Annotated in this window: 16 protein-coding genes; 10 read left to right on the plus strand and 6 right to left on the minus strand. The window is 62.9% G+C overall.

All coding sequences use genetic code 11. From position 1 onward, the window contains the following. Positions 1-16: 16 nt before the first annotated feature. A complete protein-coding gene (locus ACE04A_RS03680; RefSeq protein ID WP_050445993.1) occupies positions 17-712 on the plus strand; it encodes a fumarylacetoacetate hydrolase family protein in 696 nt (231 codons plus the stop codon). Between the two features lie 39 nt (positions 713-751). Further along, entirely contained in the window at positions 752-883 is a 132-nt protein-coding gene (locus ACE04A_RS03685) for an entericidin A/B family lipoprotein (RefSeq protein ID WP_006218367.1), read from the plus strand. Between the two features lie 83 nt (positions 884-966). Here ACE04A_RS03685 and ACE04A_RS03690 read toward each other — a convergent pair whose 3' ends face one another. Genes ACE04A_RS03690 through ACE04A_RS03700 form a run of 3 tightly spaced genes read right to left on the minus strand, consistent with a single transcriptional unit; the run spans position 967 to position 3,647 of the window. Then, positions 967-2,667, minus strand: a complete 1,701-nt coding sequence (locus ACE04A_RS03690) for a PhoH family protein (protein ID WP_259251652.1) — start codon at positions 2,665-2,667, stop codon at positions 967-969. A 57-nt stretch (positions 2,668-2,724) separates the two neighbouring features. Next, the gene (locus ACE04A_RS03695; protein WP_100857083.1) at positions 2,725-3,189 is read right to left on the minus strand and encodes a peroxiredoxin; all 465 of its coding nucleotides are present in this window, start codon (positions 3,187-3,189) and stop codon (positions 2,725-2,727) included. After that, entirely contained in the window at positions 3,186-3,647 is a 462-nt protein-coding gene (locus ACE04A_RS03700; protein ID WP_050445990.1) for an Mth938-like domain-containing protein, read from the minus strand. The genes ACE04A_RS03695 and ACE04A_RS03700 overlap by 4 nt, the downstream gene beginning before the upstream one ends. A gap of 328 nt (positions 3,648-3,975) precedes the next feature. Between ACE04A_RS03700 and alaC the strand changes: the two genes are divergently transcribed. The 4 genes from alaC (at position 3,976) to ACE04A_RS03720 (ending at position 8,326) form a co-directional block, all read left to right on the plus strand. Continuing rightward, positions 3,976-5,163, plus strand: coding sequence for an alanine transaminase (alaC, locus tag ACE04A_RS03705; protein WP_006218372.1), 1,188 nt, complete (start codon positions 3,976-3,978; stop codon positions 5,161-5,163). Between the two features lie 47 nt (positions 5,164-5,210). Next, positions 5,211-6,515: a homoserine dehydrogenase gene (locus ACE04A_RS03710; RefSeq protein WP_046805560.1), complete on the plus strand. Its 1,305-nt coding sequence runs from the start codon at positions 5,211-5,213 to the stop codon at positions 6,513-6,515. Further along, positions 6,512-7,921, plus strand: a complete 1,410-nt coding sequence (gene thrC / locus ACE04A_RS03715; protein WP_259251651.1) for a threonine synthase — start codon at positions 6,512-6,514, stop codon at positions 7,919-7,921. Before ACE04A_RS03710 ends, thrC begins: the two co-directional genes overlap by 4 nt. A 183-nt stretch (positions 7,922-8,104) precedes the next feature. Next, a complete protein-coding gene (locus ACE04A_RS03720; RefSeq protein ID WP_259251649.1) occupies positions 8,105-8,326 on the plus strand; it encodes a YgdI/YgdR family lipoprotein in 222 nt (73 codons plus the stop codon). 73 nt (positions 8,327-8,399) lie between these two features. Here the strand turns inward: ACE04A_RS03720 and ACE04A_RS03725 are convergent, their stop codons facing one another. Further along, positions 8,400-9,419 carry a class 1 fructose-bisphosphatase gene (locus ACE04A_RS03725; protein ID WP_259251648.1) on the minus strand — a complete coding sequence of 340 codons (1,020 nt, stop codon included), beginning with the start codon at positions 9,417-9,419 and terminating at the stop codon, positions 8,400-8,402. A gap of 9 nt (positions 9,420-9,428) precedes the next feature. Continuing rightward, positions 9,429-12,134, minus strand: a complete 2,706-nt coding sequence (gene pepN / locus ACE04A_RS03730) for an aminopeptidase N (RefSeq protein ID WP_448718463.1) — start codon at positions 12,132-12,134, stop codon at positions 9,429-9,431. A gap of 150 nt (positions 12,135-12,284) precedes the next feature. Here pepN and ACE04A_RS03735 point away from each other — a divergent pair, with 150 nt between their 5' ends. Further along, on the plus strand, positions 12,285-12,932 hold the full coding sequence (locus ACE04A_RS03735) for a DUF4136 domain-containing protein (RefSeq protein ID WP_279997495.1): 648 nt from the start codon (positions 12,285-12,287) through the stop codon (positions 12,930-12,932). Between the two features lie 87 nt (positions 12,933-13,019). Here ACE04A_RS03735 and ACE04A_RS03740 read toward each other — a convergent pair whose 3' ends face one another. Next, complete coding sequence (locus tag ACE04A_RS03740; RefSeq protein WP_485819867.1) at positions 13,020-13,403, minus strand: H-NS histone family protein; 384 nt, start codon at positions 13,401-13,403, stop codon at positions 13,020-13,022. Between the two features lie 815 nt (positions 13,404-14,218). Here ACE04A_RS03740 and tldD point away from each other — a divergent pair. The 3 genes from tldD (at position 14,219) to ACE04A_RS03755 (ending at position 18,592) form a co-directional block, all read left to right on the plus strand. Then, positions 14,219-15,679, plus strand: a complete 1,461-nt coding sequence (gene tldD / locus ACE04A_RS03745) for a metalloprotease TldD (protein WP_050445979.1) — start codon at positions 14,219-14,221, stop codon at positions 15,677-15,679. Between the two features lie 278 nt (positions 15,680-15,957). Continuing rightward, the gene (aroG, locus tag ACE04A_RS03750) at positions 15,958-17,031 is read left to right on the plus strand and encodes a 3-deoxy-7-phosphoheptulonate synthase AroG (protein ID WP_100857077.1); all 1,074 of its coding nucleotides are present in this window, start codon (positions 15,958-15,960) and stop codon (positions 17,029-17,031) included. Positions 17,032-17,182: 151 nt separating this feature from the next. Then, positions 17,183-18,592, plus strand: a complete 1,410-nt coding sequence (locus tag ACE04A_RS03755; protein WP_100857875.1) for an FAD-binding oxidoreductase — start codon at positions 17,183-17,185, stop codon at positions 18,590-18,592. Positions 18,593-18,624 lie beyond the last annotated feature (32 nt).

An 18,624-nucleotide genomic window follows, 5' to 3' on the forward strand; every position in this document is an offset into this window, starting at 1 on the left:
CATAGGTTGATCGCTCATGGACTACGTATTACCTCCCCAACCGCCCGTGGCGGTCCCCGTTGCCGGCAGCGCCGCGCTGTTCCCGGTGCGCCGCGTCTACTGCGTGGGCCGCAACTACGCCGAACACGCCAAGGAAATGGGTTTCACCGGCCGTGAAGACCCGTTCTTCTTCTGCAAGCCCGCCGACGCCGTGCGTTCGGTGGCCGACGGCGAGACGGGCAAGATGACGTACCCGCCCAAGACCTCGAACCTGCATTACGAAATGGAGTTGGTCGTGGTGCTGGGCAAGGGCGGCCGCGACATTCCGGTCGACCAAGCCAACGATTGCGTGTGGGGCTACGCGCTGGGTCTGGACATGACCCGCCGCGACCTGCAAGGCGAAATGAAAAAGCAGGGCCGCCCCTGGGAAATCGGCAAGGCCTTCGATGAGTCCGCCCCGATCGGCCCGATCCACCCGCGCAGCGTCGTCGGTACGCTGGACAAGGGCGCGATCTGGCTGGACGTGAACGGCCAGCGCAAGCAGGCGAGCGACATCTCGCAGATGCTGTGGAATATTCCGGAAAGCATTTCCTACCTGTCGGGCCTGTTTGAACTGCAACCGGGCGACATCATCTTCACCGGCACGCCCGAAGGCGTGGGCGCCGTGGTGCAAGGCGATGTGATCACCGGTGGCGTGGAAGGGCTGGGCGAACTGCGCGTGCAGATCGTCTGACCCCTTTGCTTCGATAATTTTTGTTCAGGAGTTGACAGCATGCGCGGCAAGATCGTGCTGACCGCCTTTGTCGTATTCGGATTCGTGCTCGCCGGTTGCAATACCGTGGCGGGCATGGGCCGCGATATGTCCCGGGCCGGCAATGCCATCACCAACGCGGCCGACAAGTAAGAACGTCGGCCTGGGTGTCCAGGCAAGAAAAAGCCCCTTGAAGCGATTCAAGGGGCTTTTTTTATGCGAAGGAGAACAGTGCCTTACAGCACATCCCCCGCGTAGTCGGCCAGGCGCGAACGTTCGCCGCGCTGCAAGGTGACGTGGCCGGAATGCGGCCAGCCCTTGAAGCGGTCGACGACGAATGTCAGGCCCGAGCTGCCTTCGGTCAGGTACGGCGTATCGATCTGGGCAACGTTGCCCAGGCAGATCACCTTGGTGCCGGGGCCCGCGCGGGTCACCAGCGTCTTCATCTGCTTGGGCGTAAGGTTCTGCGCTTCGTCGATGATCAGGTACTTGTTCAGGAACGTGCGGCCGCGCATGAAGTTCAGCGACTTGACCTTGATGCGCGAACGGATCAGGTCCATGGTAGCGGCGCGCCCCCAGTCCCCGTTGCCTTCGCCTTCGCCCATATTGAGCACATCCAGGTTGTCTTCCAGCGCGCCCATCCAGGGCAACATCTTTTCTTCTTCCGTGCCGGGCAGGAAACCGATGTCTTCGCCGACAGGCACCGTGACGCGCGTCATGATGATTTCGGTGTAGCGCTTGGTTTCCAGTACCTGCGTAATGCCGGCCGCCAGCGCCAACAGCGTCTTGCCCGTGCCCGCCTGGCCCAGCAGCGACACGAAGTCGCACTCCGGGTTCATCAGCAGGTTCATGGCGAAGTTCTGCTCGCGGTTGCGCGCCGTGATGCCCCAGACGTTGTTCTTGCCGTGGGTGTAGTCGCGCAGGGTGGCCAGCACCGCCATCTTGCCGCTGACTTCGCGCACCTGCGCGTAGAGCGGCATCTGGCCTTCGAAGTAAACGAACTGGTTGACGACGAACTGTGAGCACAGCGGGCCGTGGATGCGGTAGAAGGTGGTGCCGCCTTGCTGCCACGATTCCACGTCCTTGCCGTGCTTGTTCCAGAAGTCTTCGGGCAACTGCATCACGCCCGAATACATCAGGTCCGAGTCTTCCAGGACGTGATCGTTGAAGTAGTCTTCCGCCGCCATGCCCAGCGCACGCGCCTTCAGGCGCATGTTGATGTCCTTGGACACCAGCACCACTTCACGCTGCGGGAATTTTTCTTGCAAGGCGCGGACCACGCCCAGGATCTGGTTGTCGGCCTTGCCCATGGGCAAGTCGGACGGCAGCGTGCTGTGGATGGCGGTCGTCTGGAACATCAGGCGGCCGGTGGCATCCTTGTTGCCCAGCTTGGCCAGTTCCAGCCCTTCGTCCAGTTGCGTGGCGTCTTGAACCAGCGCGTCCAGCGAGCGGCTGACCTGGCGCGCGTTGCGCGCCACTTCCGACATGCCTTTCTTTTGGTGGTCCAGCTCTTCCAGCGTCATCATCGGCAGGAAGATGTCGTGCTCTTCAAAGCGGAACAGCGAGCTGGGGTCGTGCAGCAGCACGTTCGTGTCCAGGACGAACAGCTTGCGCGGTTCGTTCTGGGCGCGCGGCTTGGCGCGTTTGGTCGGGCTGGATGCGGCCTTGGCCGGACGCGCCGGTGTGCTGGCGGCGGGTGCGGGGGCAGGCGGAGGCACTTGGCGAGCAGGCGCGGGAATCTGCGCCTTGCGGGCCGGCGTCGTCATGCCGTCGAGTTCAGGCTGCATGAGCAGCTCGTCGTCGTCATCGGCAAGCACGGCTTGGGCGTTGGACTGCGCAGCGGCAGTCTTGGTGGTGCGGGCCTGCGCCCGGGCGGTTTCGCCCGAGGGGAAGGTCAGGATGGCTGCGGGACGGGTGGGCAACTTCGGAAGCGGCATATGCGTCACTCTCCAGGGTGGGCCAGCTATAGCGCCTGACGGCTGTTCCTAGTACGGCTAACCGATGCTTTTTGCGGCCTGCAGGACTTCCTTGGCGTGGCCCGGGACCTTCACCCCGCGCCACTCCTGCACCAGCACGCCATAGGCGTCGATCAAAAAGGTGCTGCGCTCAATGCCTCGCACCTGCTTGCCGTACATATTCTTCTGCTTGATGACGCCGAACAGATTGCACACGGTTTCGTCGGCGTCGGAGATGAGGGGGAAAGGAAGTTCGTACTTGGCCTTGAAGTTCTCATGCGACTTCAGCGAGTCGCGCGAGATACCGATGACCACGGCGCTGGCCGCCAGGAATTCGGCGTGCAGGTCGCGGAAGTCCTGGCTTTCGGTGGTGCAGCCAGGCGTGTTGTCCTTGGGGTAGAAATACAGGATCACGGCGCGGCCCTGGCATTGGTCAAGGCTGATCGGACCAATGGTGCTTTCCGCGGTGAATGGCGGGGCGGGCTTGCCGATGCTGGGCGTCATTTCTGTGATTCTCCGTTGGGAGGGATAAGGGCGACGACCACGCGCCGGCCCTCGGCCATCAGGATGTTGTAGGTGCGAGAGGCGGCGTGCGTGTCCATGATCTCGACGCCGATTCCCATGGCCAACAGGGGACGCAACACTTCGGGACGCAGGAACTGTTGCCGGGCGCCCGTGCCCACCAGCAGCACTTCGGGCGCATTGGCCGGGCGGCTGGGGCTGGCTTCCGGTTCATCCAGGAAGGCCATCGGGTCGCGGACGGGCTCGGTCAAACCGGCCGCCTGATGCAACAGGGAAGAGGTGATGTCGGCCGGCGATGCAGCGGGCCATTCGGCAACTTCGCCTTCGGGGCCAAATGCGACCGACGAAGAAAAACGGACTTGGTTGACCTCGATGTAACCCTCACCGTAGGCGGTGACGGTGTTCAGCGCGGCCGTTGCAGGATCGGTATGCAGCTTCAATAAAAACTCCGGCTTGATGGGCTTGATGATAGCGCATCAGACTCGCCATGGGTTGCAGTGTTGGGGGCTTCGTTGCTCGACGGTATAAGCGGATTCCCTGCCTTGCAACAACGTGGTTTTTGGCGCTTGTGGGCAGTCGAAAAAAAGCCTGTCTTTTCAATGGGGAAACGGACCCGTTTTCACCCCATTTGCCGCATGGCCGTCGTTGCGCTAGATTACAGGGTTTTGCTGCGCTGCAAACGTGAGCTGGCGCGGCTTTGAGCCCTTTTCCCCTTCGCGCGACCGCGCCCTGGTTTTTTCGCCCTTTCCGCCCCTAAGGATTCCCATCATGAGGAAGTTCTCTCGCATCGAGCGTTTGCCCCCGTACGTTTTCAACATTACTGGCGAGCTCAAGATGGCGGCGCGTCGGCGGGGCGAGGACATCATCGATATGTCCATGGGTAATCCGGACGGCGCAACGCCCAAGCACATCGTCGACAAGATGGTTGAGGCCACCTCGCGCCCGACCACGCACGGCTATTCGGTGTCCAAGGGCATCCCGCGTCTGCGCAAGGCCATCTGTGACTGGTATCAGCGCCGCTACGCGGTCGAGTTCGACCCGGATTCCGAAGCCATCGTCACGATCGGCTCCAAAGAAGGCCTGGCGCACTTGATGCTGGCCACGCTGGATCGCGGCGACACGGTGCTGGTGCCCAACCCCAGCTACCCGATCCACATCTATGGCGCGGTGATTGCCGGCGCCAACATCCGCTCGGTGCGCATGACGCCCGGCGTCGACTTCTTCGAAGAGCTGGAACGCGCGGTGCGCGAATCCATCCCGAAGCCCAAGATGATGGTGCTGGGCTTTCCCAGCAACCCGACCGCGCAGTGCGTGGACCTGTCGTTCTTTGAGCGAGTCGTGGCGCTGGCCAAGGAACACGACATCCTGGTGGTGCATGACCTGGCCTACGCCGACATCACGTTCGACGGCTACGTGGCGCCGTCCATCATGCAAGTGCCCGGCGCGCGCGATGTGGCCGTCGAGTTCTTCACGATGAGCAAGAGCTACAACATGGCGGGCTGGCGCATCGGCTACATGGTCGGCAACCGCGAGCTGGTCAACGCGCTGGCGCGCATCAAGAGCTATCACGACTACGGTACGTTCACGCCGATCCAGGTGGCGTCCATCGCCGCTCTGGACGGCCCGCAGGATTGCGTGAGCGAGATCGTGGCCCAATACCAAAGCCGCCGCGACGTGCTCGTGCGCGGTCTGCATGAAGCAGGTTGGAATGTGGAAATTCCCAAGGCGTCCATGTATATCTGGGCGCAGATCCCCGAGCCCTACCGGGCGATGGGCTCTTTGGAATTTGCCAAGCGTGTCCTGTCGGATGCGAAAGTGGCCGTGTCCCCCGGGATCGGCTTCGGCGAGTATGGCGACGACTACGTACGCTTCGCTCTTATCGAAAACGAGCAGCGCACCCGGCAAGCGGTGCGCGGCATCAAAGATATGTTCCGCAAGGACGGATTGCTGAAATGAATACCCCTGAACGCTCACCCGTCGCGCAAGGCCCCGAGGGCGGCGCGATGCGTCCCATGAAGGTGGGCCTGCTTGGTCTTGGCGTGGTTGGCGGCGGCACGTGGACCGTGCTGTCGCGCAACGCGGAAGAGATCGCCCGCCGCGCCGGCCGCCGCATTGAAGTCACCCGCGCCGCCGTGCGCGACGTGGCCAAGGCGCGCGCTCGCGTGGGCGACTCGATTCTGGTCGATACCGATGTGCACGCGCTAGTGCGCGACCCGGAAATCGACATCGTCGTTGAATTGATCGGCGGCGACACGCTGGCGCTGGAACTGGTGATGGAAGCCATCGCCAACGGCAAGCATGTCGTCACCGCCAACAAGGCGCTGCTGGCCAAGCACGGCAACGAGATCTTCGCCGCCGCCTACGAGCGCGGCGTCATGGTCACGTTCGAAGCCGCGGTGGCCGGCGGCATCCCCATCATCAAGGCGATCCGCGAAGGCCTGACGGCCAACCGCATCCAGTGGGTGGCCGGCATCATCAACGGCACCACCAACTTCATCCTGTCCGAAATGCGCTCGCGCGGGCTGCCGTTCGCCGACGTGCTGGCCGAAGCCCAGCGCCTGGGCTACGCCGAAGCCGATCCCACCTTCGACGTGGAAGGCGTGGACGCCGCGCACAAGCTGACGCTGCTGGCCTCGCTGGCCTTTGGCGTGCCGGTCCAGTTCGACCGCGCCTACATCGAAGGCATCTCGCAACTGGCCGCCGAAGACATCGAACACGCCGAGCGCCTGGGCTACCGCATCAAGCTGCTGGGCGTGACCAAGCGTCGCCCCGACGGCATCGAGCTGCGCGTGCATCCGGCCCTGGTGCCGTCCGAGCGTTTGCTGGCCAATGTGGAAGGCGCGATGAACGCCGTGCTGGTCAAGGGCGACGCGGTCGGCCCCACGCTGTACTACGGCCAGGGCGCGGGCGAAGAGCCCACCGCATCGGCCGTGGTGGCGGACCTGGTCGACGTGACGCGCCTGCACACCGCCGACCCGGGCAACCGCGTGCCGCACCTGGCCTTCCAGCCGGATGCCATGTCGGACACGCCGATCCTGCCGATCGAACTCGTCAGCACGTCTTACTACCTGCGCCTGCGCGTGGACGACCAGCCGGGCGTGCTGGCGGACATCGCCCGCATTCTGGCCGACCGTTCCATTTCGATTGGCTCGATGATCCAGCAGCCCTCTCACATTGGCGGCGCCGACATCATCTTCCTGACGCATGAGGCCGTGGAAGGCAACATCAATCAGGCCATCGAGCGTATCGAGGCGATGCCGTTCGTGCGGTCCAAGGTCACCCGCTTGCGCGTGGAGAACCTGACATGAAATACATCTCGACCCGTGGCGGCATGGCCGCCCAACCGTTTTCCGACATCCTGCTGGAAGGCCTGGCGCCGGACGGCGGCCTGGCCGTGCCGGAACAACTGCCGCAAGTGTCCGAGCAAATGCTCGAGTCCTGGCGCGGCCTGTCGTATGCGGATCTGGCGTTCGAAGTGCTGTCGCTCTTCGCCACCGACATTCCCGCCGACGACCTGCGCCGCCTGACGCGCGCCGCCTACACGCAAGAAATCTTCAACAGCGAAGACATCGTGCCGCTGCGTCCGCTGGACGGCGGATTGACGCTGCTGGGCTTGTCGGAAGGCCCGACGCTGGCGTTCAAGGACATGGCCATGCAGTTCCTGGGCCAGGTCTTCGAATACGTGCTGGCCAAGCGCGGCACCACGCTGAACATCGTGGGCGCCACGTCCGGCGACACGGGTTCGGCTGCCGAATACGCCTTGCGCGGCAAGCAGGGCGTGGCGGTGTTCATGCTGTCGCCCCATGGCCGCATGAGCACCTTCCAGCGCGCGCAGATGTATTCGCTGCAAGACGAAAACATCCACAACATCGCGGTGCGCGGCGTGTTCGATGAAGCCCAGGACATCGTCAAGGCTTTGGCCAGCGACCTGGACTTCAAGACCAAGTACCGCCTGGGCGCGGTCAACTCCATCAACTGGGCGCGCATCGCCGCCCAGGTGGTGTATTACTTCCACGGTTGGTTGCGCGCCACCGACAAGCCGGGCCAACAGGTGTCGTTTGCCGTGCCGTCGGGCAACTTCGGCAACATCCTGTCGGGCCACATCGCGCGCAGCATGGGCTTGCCGGTGCGCCGCCTGGTGCTGGCCACGAACGAGAACAACGTGCTGGAAGAGTTCTTCCGCACGGGCGTTTACCGTCCGCGTCCGGCCGAGCAGACCTACGCCACCTCCAGCCCGTCCATGGACATCTCACGCGCATCGAATTTCGAACGCTTTGTCTTTGATCTGGTGGGCCGCGACGCCGCCCGCGTGAAGGCCTTGTGGACCACGCTGGCGCAAGATGGCTCGTTCGACTTGTCCGACCTGAAGCCGCAGTTTGAATCGCGCTACGGTTTCGTGTCGGGCCAAAGCTCGCACGAGGCCCGCTTGGCGACGATACGCGCGCTGTACGACGAGACCGGCGTGCTGGTCGATCCGCACACGGCGGACGGCGTGAAGGTGGCGCGCGAATTCGTCGAGCCGGGCGTGCCGATGCTGGTGCTGGAAACCGCCTTGCCGGCGAAGTTCTCCGAGACCATCGAAGAAGCCCTGGGCCGTCCGGCAACGCCGCCGGGCAACCTGGCCAATCTGGAATCGCTGCCGCAGCGCGTGGAAATCATGGATTGCACGCTGGCTGATGTACGCCGCTTCATCGAGGCCAACGCGAAGGTCTGAACCTGTAACCGCTTGCGGTTTATGTAAGTGCAAAAACCCCTTGCCGGTTCATCCGCAAGGGGTTTTTTATAATGTGGGACGCGGGTATTACGTTCTTTCGCAATTTGGCCACAACCCGACACCTTATTGGGGCCAGGTTCCCGATACAGTGAATTCACCTATTCACACTTGGAGAACACGCCCATGAACCTGAAGACCATGACGTTGGCCCTGGTGGTGACCGGAGTTGGGGTACTGGCCGGATGCTCGTCGCCCTCGGTCATTCAGCAACGGGACGGGAGCTCGACCGTGACGCCCGATACGCCGTCTTACGATGAAGATGCCGGCATGTATGAGTACGACAAGGACGGCAAGAAAGTCAAAGTCAACAAGGACGATGTGAAGTCCATCGAAGAGGTCAAGTGACCGCCGTTGCGCCAGAGCCGCAATGAAAAAAGCCCCTTGAGCAATCAAGGGGCTTTTGCTTTTCAGCGTGGCATTACTTCGCCGCTTCCTCGGCGTGGTAGCGGCCCACGCGCTCGACTTCGTTCTTCGAGCCCAGGATCACGCTGACGCGCTGGTGGAGTTTGTCGGGCTGGATGTCCATGATGCGCTGGACGCCGTTGATCGACGCGCCGCCGGCCTGTTCGACCAGGAAGCTCATCGGGTTGGCCTCATACATCAGGCGCAGCTTGCCGGCCTTGCCGGGTTCGCGGGCGTCCCAGGGGTACATGAAGATGCCGCCGCGGGTCAGGATGCGATGCACGTCGGCCACCATCGAGGCGATCCAGCGCATGTTGTAGTCCTTGCCCAGGGGGCCGGTCGAGCCGGCCAGGCAATCGTCGATGTAGCGCTTCACGGGCGGAGCCCAGTGGCGCATGTTCGACATGTTGATGGCGAATTCCTTGGTGTCTTCGGGCACGCGGATGTTCTCGTGCGTCAGTACCCAGGAACCCATTTCGCGGTCCAGCGTGAAGCCCACCACGCCATTGCCGATGGTCAGCACCAGCATGGTCTGCGGGCCGTACACGGCATAGCCGGCCACAACCTGCTTGTTGCCCGGTTGCAGGAAGTCGTCTTCGCAGACCGGCGCGCCGGACACGTTGTGCGGTGCCTGCAGCACCGAGAAGATGGTGCCGATGGAGACGTTCACGTCGATGTTGGACGAGCCGTCCAGGGGATCGAACAACAGCAGGTATTCGCCCTTGGGGTAGCGGTTCGGAATCAAATGGATGGTTTCCATTTCTTCCGACGCCATGGCCGCCAGGTGGCCGCCCCATTCGTTGGCTTCGAGCAGGATCTCGTTGGACAGCACGTCCAGCTTCTTCTGCACTTCGCCTTGGACGTTTTCGCTTTCCAGGCTGCCCAGGACGCCGCCCAAGGCGCCCTTGCTGACCGCATGGCTGATGGCCTTGCAGGCCCGCGCGACCACTTCGATCAGCAGTCGTACTTCCGGCGCCAGGGCTTGGGCGGAGCGTTGTTGCTCCACCAAGTATTGAGTGAGTGTTTTACGTTTCAAGAGGGTCTCCTATGCTGCGAATTCTAAAGCCTTGGATACGATTTCCTGCACGTTGCGCGACAGCCCCTCGTGGGCGCGCACCTGTTGCAAGGCGGCCTGCATGGGCGCGCGCAGGGCTGGCACGAAGCGCGACCAGTTGTCCAGCGCGCGCGCCAGCCGGGCCGCGATTTCGGGGTTCAATGCGTCCAGCGCCAACACCTGCTCGGCCCAGAATGCGTAGCCCGAGCCGTCCGGGTGGTGCATGCCGCGCGCGTTGTTCAGGCAGAACTGGAAAATCAGCGCGCGGGCGCGGTTGGGGTTGCGCAGCGTGAAGGCGGGGTGCGTCATGAGCTCGCGCGCGGTGTGTACCGTGGTCGAGCGCGCGGCGGCCTGCAAGGCGAACCACTTGTCGACCACCAGCGGGTTGTCGCGCCACTTGTCGTAGAACGCCGCCAGCGCTTCCTGCGGGAAGTCGCCCTGGCCGTAGTTGATCAGGGCGGACAGCGCGGCCATGCTGTCGGTCATGTTGCCGGCGCGTTCGTACTGCTGTTCGGCCAGGCGCTGGGCGTCGTGCTCGCCCGCGGCCAGCAGATGGCTCAGCGCCAGGTTCTTCAGCGCGCGCATGCCGGCGGGCACCGGCGCGGGGCTGTATTCGCCCGGCGTCTGGTTCTGTTCGAAAGTCAGGCGGAACTCGGCGGCCAGTTGGCGGCCCAGTTCGGCGCGCAGGAAGTCGCGGGCCACGGCCAGTGCGGGCGGGTCCACGGCGTGCATGCGCTCGGCCAGCGTCTTCTCGGACGGCAGGGCCAGCGCGCGGGCGCGGTAGGCGGCGTCGATAGCCGGGTCGGTCAGCAGCGCGCGCCAGGCGTTGATGAAGGCGGCGTCGGCATGCAGGGTACGACCCGCCTGGCGGGCTTCGGCCAGGGCCAGGATCTGGCGCGTGGCCAGTTCCTGGCCGGCTTCCCAGCGGGCGAAGGGGTTGGTGTCGTGCGCGGACAGCAGCGCCAGTTCTTCGTCGGTCCAGTCATAGTCGACGATGACGGGGGCTGAGAAATCGCGCAGCAACGACGGCACGGGGCGCTCGCCGATGTCTTCGAACACCCATTGCTGGCTGGGCGTGGTCAGCTCCAGCAGCGCGGTTTCCTGGACGGCGCCGTCGTGGCGCAGGGGCAGGGCGCGGCCGTCCTGGTCCAGCAGGCCGATCGCAAACGGGATGTGGTACGGCGCCTTGACGTAATCGGCGCCGGCTTTTCTCTCGACGCCCACCGGCAGGCATTCCTGGGTCAAGGTGACCGTGCAGCGGCGCGTGGCGGCATCATGTTCAAGCTTGACGGCCACTCGCGGCGTGCCGGCCTGGCGATACCAGCGGCGGAAGACGGACAAGTCGCGGCCGGGGTGTTGGCGGACGTAGACCGATTCCATGGCGTCGACGAAGTCGTCGCAGGTGACGGCCTGGCCGTCGTGGCGGCGGAAGTATTCGTCCATGCCGGCGCGGAAACCTTCTTCGCCCAGCAGCGTGTGCTGCATGCGGATGACTTCGGCGCCTTTTTCATACACGGTTGCCGTGTAGAAGTTGCCGATTTCCTGGTAGCTCTCGGGGCGGATGGGGTGGGCCATGGGGCCGGCGTCTTCGGGGAACTGGGCGGCGCGCAGCGCCACCACGTCGTCGATACGCTTGACCGCGCGCGCGCTGGCCGCCGCGGCGGCATCCATGTCGTGCGCCATCATGTCGGCGCTGAATTCCTGGTCGCGGAAAACCGTCAGGCCTTCTTTCAGGCTCAATTGGAACCAGTCGCGGCAAGTGACGCGGTTGCCGGTCCAGTTGTGAAAGTATTCATGGCCGATCACGGATTCGATGCCTTCGTAATTGGCATCCGTGGCGCTGTCGGCGTCGGCCAGCACATAGGCGGCGTTGAAGATGTTCAAGCCCTTGTTTTCCATCGCGCCCATATTGAAGTCATGGACGGCGACGATCATGAAGCGGTCCAGATCCAGTTCCAGGCCGAAGCGGGTTTCATCCCAGCGCAGGGCGCGGACCAGCGAATCCAGCGCCCATTCGGTCTTGGTTTCGGAACCCGGGTCGCTATAGACCTGAAGCAGCACGTCGCGGCCGCTGGCCGTCTTGACGGTGGTTTCACGGTGCGTCAGGTTGCCGGCCACCAACGCGAACAGATAGCAGGGCTTGGGGAACGGGTCTTCCCATTCCACTTCATTGCGGCCATCGGGTAACTGGCGCGAGGCCATGAGGTTGCCGTTGGACAGCAACACCGGGTATTGCGGCTGGGCGCGCAGCGTGACGCGATACCGTGACATCACGTCAGGACGGTCGGCAAACCACGTAATGCGGCGAAAACCCTCGGCTTCGCATTGCGTGAAGAAATTGCCGCCGGATACGTACAGGCCCATCAGCGTGGAATTGGCGGACGGCTTGCAGCGGCTGATGATCTCGACGGTGGCGTCGGCCGGCAGCCCGTAAATGGCCAGATTCTGCTCGGACAGGTGATAGCTGTCTGCCGTGAGCGCAGCCCCATTGACGCCTACCGACACGAGTTCCAGGTCTTCTCCATCCAGGATCAAGGCCGCGTCGGCGCTGGCGCCGGGCTTGCGTTGCACGTGCATCGTGCAGCGCACCTCGGTGGCGTCAGGCGCCAGATCGAAGGCCAAAGCGACTTCGGGAATGTCGTAGGGGTAGGGCTGGTAATCCTTGCGATAAACGGTAATGGGCGTGTCGGTGCGCATGGAGTTGCAGTCCTGGTTGAACGAGGGGTCTATTGTAGTAGGTGGGCGCGATGCGTCGTCTGGGGCTTGCGGGCTACGGCAAACTTTTTGCATTGCCCCCAGTCAAAGCTCAGTATGATGGCGCCGTCGTGCGCAACAGGAGTCGCAAAAATGTTCCAAATGTCATCGTTCAGTGTGGGCCGCTGGGCTGGATTATTGACTTTGGCGGGGGCGCTGACGTTGACGGGTTGCGCCGCGCCCACCGTGTCGGCGCGCGTCACCTCATTCCAGCAATGGCCCACCGGTGTGGAAGGGCAGACTTATCAGTTTGTGGTCGCGGACCCCAACCAGCTCAATAATCTGGAATATCAGTCTTACCAGGACATGGTGCGCGCCGGCATCGGTGCGACCGGCTTGGTGGAAGCGCAGCCGGGTGCCAAAGGGCGCTTCGATGTGTCTTTCACTTATGGCACGAGCCAGACGCAGGTCATGGTGCGTCGAGCCTACGACCCCTACTTCTACGGTGGCTATGGCTATGGCGGCTACGGGGGCTTTTATGGGGCGCGCCCATGGGGGCCAGGCTTTGGCTACTGGGGGCCGGAGTGGGTGGATGTGCCCATGGCCGTGCAACGCAACTCGCTCAGCCTGAAGATCCGCGATACCCAGCGCGGGGGCGCCGAGGTATATCGTTCCACCGCCTTCATACTGAGTCAGGGTGATGATTTCATGCGCACAATGCCGTATCTGGTGCGCGCGATATTCGACAATTTCCCGGGAAATAATGGGGCGGAACGTGAGATCGAGTTCCCGCTGAGGTAAGCGCGGGGCCGTTCCATCGGCAAGATTCAAAAATAAATCGGCGCACCAATTTGGTGCGCCGATTTATTTCTTACTACAGAATAGGTTTTATTCTTTGATAAGAAAACTGTCGCGGGTGGCGCCGGAAGCTTCTTCGGCTGCAAGCCAGCGCGGTGCTTTACCGCGACCGCTCCAGGTTTCGCCAGTTTGCGGATGGCGGTACTTGGGCGCGACTGCGCGCTGGGGGGCGGTTGCCGGGCGGGCAGCCGCGCCAGCCTTGCGTCGGCCGCCGGGAGCCACGCGGGCGGGCTTGCCGGTGCCGTAAGCCGCAATGATCTCTTCCGGGGTAATGTCGTATTCGCGCATGGACGTGATGATGGAGCTGATCACGGGCTTGCGACGCTTCGTTTGAAGGACTTCCGCCTTCTTTTGAAGCTTGTTGATTTCCTTCTCGATCTTTGCTTGCAGTGCTGCGTATGTTTCTCGGGCCATGGTTTATTCCTGATTATGGAACTGCTTTAATCGCCGGCGGAGTTATGTTTATTTGTTGTGCTTCGCATAATACATAAGTTACGGCTTGACTTCTCTATTTTCGACCTAATTACTTTGTATCAAAAGGGCCGCAAAGCCTGTGGGTATGCGGCCGGGCACCAGAAGCAAGATTTGGGAAGGATATTCCTAAATTTGGGATGGTTTGAAACAAATGGCAGGTTGGTTCACAAGGCGGACGAATGCGGCAAACAATGCCCACCAAGACCCTGTTTTGTTTCAAATGGCGAGCAAATCCAAGTGTATGACCGGTCACACCGAACCATTTTCGGGTGGATGGGGCATCCATTTAACGGACCGGGTTCAAGCTTCATTTCAGATCGTCGTCAGGAGCCAGGCCGGGTTCTCTGAATTGCCTTGGCGAAGCGGCGTTATGCATTTTGGCATTGCGCATTTCTCGGATTGATATGGCTGACAAAAGTCATCGCCGGATCGCGTCTTTGTATTTTCTCGAGCTTGTATGACGACTTTCGACGATCTGCTTCCCTTGTAGGCCAAGGCAGGTTGGCAAGCGCAAAATCCAGGTGGGTGAGGGAACCGGGTTGTTATGGGGCGGAACAATATTTGGTTGTAATTGCTTAACTTGATACTCACTCTTGCGCTGCTATTTGCTTCACTTCCCAATAATGTCCAAGGGGGCGACGCTTGATCTTGACGCGGGCGGGACGCCGGACCCCGGTCGGCGGTACGATACGGTCTTGCGCATCAATGCAAAGCGCGCGCGCTCATGCCGCGCCGATGCCCCCTGAATAGAGCCTATGAAAATCACTGATCCCGCTATTGCTTCCCTTGCCACCGCCAAATCGCTACTGCTGGACCCTTGGGGCCTGACCGAAGCGGACATGGCTCGCGCGCTGGGTGAGATCTTCACCCACAAGGTCGATTACGCCGATCTGTACTTCCAGTACACGCGCAGCGAGGGCTGGAGCCTGGAAGAGGGCATCGTCAAGACCGGCAGCTTTTCGATCAGCCAGGGCGTGGGCGTGCGTGCCGTGAGCGGCGAGAAAACCGCCTTTGCCTACTCGGATTCGCTGTCCGCCGACGCGCTGCTGTCCTCGGCGCATGCCGTGCGCGGCATTGCGCGTCGCGGGGCGGGCAAGGTCAAGGTGGCCGCGCAGGTCGAGGCCGAAATGGGCCGCAGCCTGTACGCCGACATTGATCCCGTGGCGACCTTGAGCGCCCCGGAAAAGGTGGCGCTGCTGGAACGTATCGAGCGTATGGCGCGTGCGCAAGACCCGCACGTGATTCAGGTGATGGCGGGCTTGGGCGCTGAATACGATGTGGTGCTGGTGGCGGGCAGCGATGGCCGCCTGGCCGCGGATGTGCGCCCGCTGGTACGCCTGTCGCTGACCGTGATCGCCGAACGCAACGGCCGCCGCGAAATGGGTCACGCCGGGGGCGGCGGACGCCTGGGGCTGGCGTACTTCACCGACGAAATGCTGCAAGGCTATGTGGAACGCGCCGTGCACGAAGCCATGGTGAACCTGGAAGCGCGCCCCGCGCCCGCCGGCGAGATGACGGTGGTGCTGGGGTCGGGCTGGCCGGGCATCCTGCTGCACGAGGCCGTGGGCCACGGGCTGGAGGGCGACTTCAACCGCAAGGGTTCCAGCGTGTTTTCGGGCCGCATTGGTGAGCGCGTCGCCTCCAAGGGCGTGACCGTCGTGGACGACGGCACCTTGCCGGACCGCCGTGGCTCGCTCAACATCGACGACGAAGGCAACGCCACCCAGCGCAACGTCCTGATCGAAGACGGCATCTTGCGCGGCTACATGCAAGACACGTTGAATGCCCGCCTGATGAAGACCGCCGCCACCGGCAACGGCCGCCGTGAATCGTTCGCGCATCTGCCGATGCCGCGCATGACCAATACGTACATGCTGGCCGGCGACAAGCCTGCCGAAGAAATCGTGTCGTCCGTCAAGCGCGGCCTGTACGCCGTCAATTTCGGCGGTGGTCAGGTTGACATCACCAGCGGCAAGTTCGTGTTCTCGGCATCCGAGGCCTACATGATCGAAGACGGCAAGGTGACCTACCCGGTCAAGGGCGCCACGCTGATCGGCAACGGCCCTGACGCCATGACCCGCGTCACCATGATCGGCAACGACCTGCAACTGGATTCGGGCGTGGGCACCTGCGGCAAGGACGGCCAAAGCGTGCCGGTGGGCGTGGGCATGCCGACCGTGCGCATGGAAGGCCTGACCGTGGGCGGCACCGCCTGATCGCAAAACGGGGCCGCCACATCCGATTAAAAACGATGTGACGGCCCAAAAAAATTGTGCTAGAGTCGTTTCCCATGAAATTCGCGTCCCCCGCCTTTTACTTTTATTTTTATAAGTTTCTGAAGCCGCTGGCGGAGGAAGGGACGCGCTCAATCTGAAGTTTGGAAAGAATCCCCCCCAAAAAAGCCGCCAGCGAACTGGCGGCTTTTTTTGTGCCGCCGGGATCGGAATAGACCGATCGGATTGGACCCGTTGGCGGGCAACCCAGGAGCAGTACCGTGTCACACAATACCGACGACCTTCGCATCCGAGAAATCAAGGAACTGAATCCGCCCGCGCACGTGATGCGTGAGTTCGCGTGCACCAAGGAGGCGTCCGATACCGTGTTCGCCGCCCGCCAGGGCATGCACCGCATTCTGCACGGCATGGATGACCGCATGATCGTCGTGATCGGCCCGTGCTCGATCCACGACACCCGTGCCGCCATTGAATATGCGAAGCGTCTGAAGCCGGTGCGTGACCGCCTGAGCGCCGACCTTGAAATTGTGATGCGCGTGTATTTCGAAAAGCCGCGCACCACGGTGGGCTGGAAGGGCCTGATCAATGATCCGGACCTGGACGGCAGCTTCGACATCAACAAGGGCGTGCGCGTGGCCCGTGAACTGCTGCTGGACATCAACAGCATGGGCTTGCCGGCGGGCTGCGAGTTCCTGGACATGATTACGCCGCAGTACATCGCGGATCTGGTCTCCTGGGGGGCGATCGGGGCGCGCACGACGGAAAGCCAGGTGCACCGCGAGCTGGCATCCGGCCTGTCGTGTCCGGTGGGGTTCAAGAACGGCACGGACGGCAATGTGAAGATCGCGGTCGACGCGATCAAGGCCGCGTCGCAGCCGCACCACTTTTTGTCGGTGACCAAGGGCGGGCATTCCGCCATTGTGTCGACGGCGGGCAATGAAGACTGTCACGTCATCCTGCGCGGCGGCAAGACGCCGAACTACGATGCGGCCAGCGTGGACGCAGCGTGCCATGACGTGTCCAAGGCCGGACTGGCGCAACGCATCATGGTCGACGCCAGCCACGCCAACAGCAGCAAAGACCCCGAAAACCAGCCCCGCGTCATCGACGACGTGGCGCGCCAGATGGAAGCGGGCGACGCCCGGCTGGTCGGCGTCATGGTGGAAAGCCACCTGCTGGGCGGCCGCCAGGACATGGTGCCCGGCAAGCCCCTGGTTTACGGCCAGAGCATTACCGACGGCTGCATCGATTGGGATGCGTCGGTTGCCGTGCTGGAACGCCTGGCACAAGCCGTGCGCGAGCGCCGCCGCGTTGCGCTGACGTCGGGCAAGTAGTCGGGCAAGTAAGCGGGACACGCCGCAAGCCGTCTTCCTGGGGCGGTTTGCGGTGCAGCATGCGTAGCGGCGTAGAATATTTGGGTTGACGAACCTTGCGACCCGCGCGAACCCTCGCGCATTCCGCGAAATCCCCGAGAACACGCTGATCATGAACGCTCCCTTGCACGCTGAAACGTTGCGCCGTCCGGTGCCCGCCGCCTGTCTGGATGCCTTGCGCGCGCGCTTTGGCGACCGCCTGTCCGAGTCCGCCGCCGTCCGTGAACATCACGGCCGCGACGAATCGCCGTATCCCGCCATGCTGCCCGACGCCGTGGTCTTCGCGCACAGCACCGAAGACGTGGCCGCGGTTGCCAAGCTGTGCAACGAACATCGCGTTCCCTTGATTCCCTATGGCGCCGGCTCGTCGCTGGAAGGCCATATCCTGGCGATCCAAGGCGGCATCAGCCTGGACCTGTCTCAGATGAACCAGGTGCTGGCCATCAACGCCGAAGACCTGACCGCCACGGTGCAGGCAGGCGTGCTGCGCAAGCAGCTCAACGAAGAAATCCGCAGCACCGGTTTGTTTTTCCCGATTGATCCGGGCGCCGACGCCAGCTTGGGCGGCATGGCAGCCACCCGCGCGTCGGGCACCAATGCCGTGCGCTACGGCACCATGCGCGAAAACGTCATGTCGCTGACCGTGGTGACGGCCGATGGGCGCATCGTTCGCACGGCGGGCCGGGCGCGCAAATCGTCCGCGGGCTACGACCTGACGCGCATCTTCGTGGGTAGCGAAGGCACGCTGGGCATCATCACCGAAGTCACGGTTCGCCTGTATCCGCAGCCTGAGGCCGTGTCGGCGGCGGTCTGCAACTTTGAGACGCTGGATGACGCCGTGCAAAGCGTCATCGAAATCATCCAGATGGGCGTGCCGGTGGCGCGCGTGGAGTTCATGGACGCGGCCAGCGTGCGGTCGGTGAACCAGTACAGCAAGCTGAGCCTGCGCGAAACGCCGCTGCTGGTGTTTGAATTCCATGGCAGCCCGGCCGGCGTGCAAGAGCAAGCCGAAACCGTGCAAGCCATTACCGCCGAACATGGCGGCATGGACTTTGAATGGGCCGAACGCCCCGAAGACCGCAGCCGTCTGTGGACGGCGCGCCACAACGCCTACTTTGCCGGCCTGCAATTGCGGCCCGGCTGCCGCGCCAGCACCACCGACGTCTGCGTGCCGATCTCGCGCCTGGCTGACTGCGTGCGCGACACCGTTGAAGAGTTGGAGCGCGCCAGCTTCCCGTACACCATCGTGGGCCACGTTGGCGACGGCAATTTCCATGTGCTGATGTTGTTGGACGCCGACAATCCGAAGGAATGGGAAGAGTCGGAAACGATCAACCACAACCTGGTGCGCCGCGCGATCGCCGCTGACGGCACCTGCACGGGCGAACACGGCGTGGGCTTGCACAAGATGCAGTTCATGGCGGAAGAACATGGCGACGATGCGCTTGAACTGATGCGCAGCCTGAAGCATGCGTTTGACCCGAACAACATCTTGAACCCGGGCAAGATCGTGTCCTGGTAAACCCCTCGACGCACCCCATCAAGCCGACGCAT

The sequence above is a fragment of the Achromobacter colocynthidis genome (assembly GCF_057334535.1).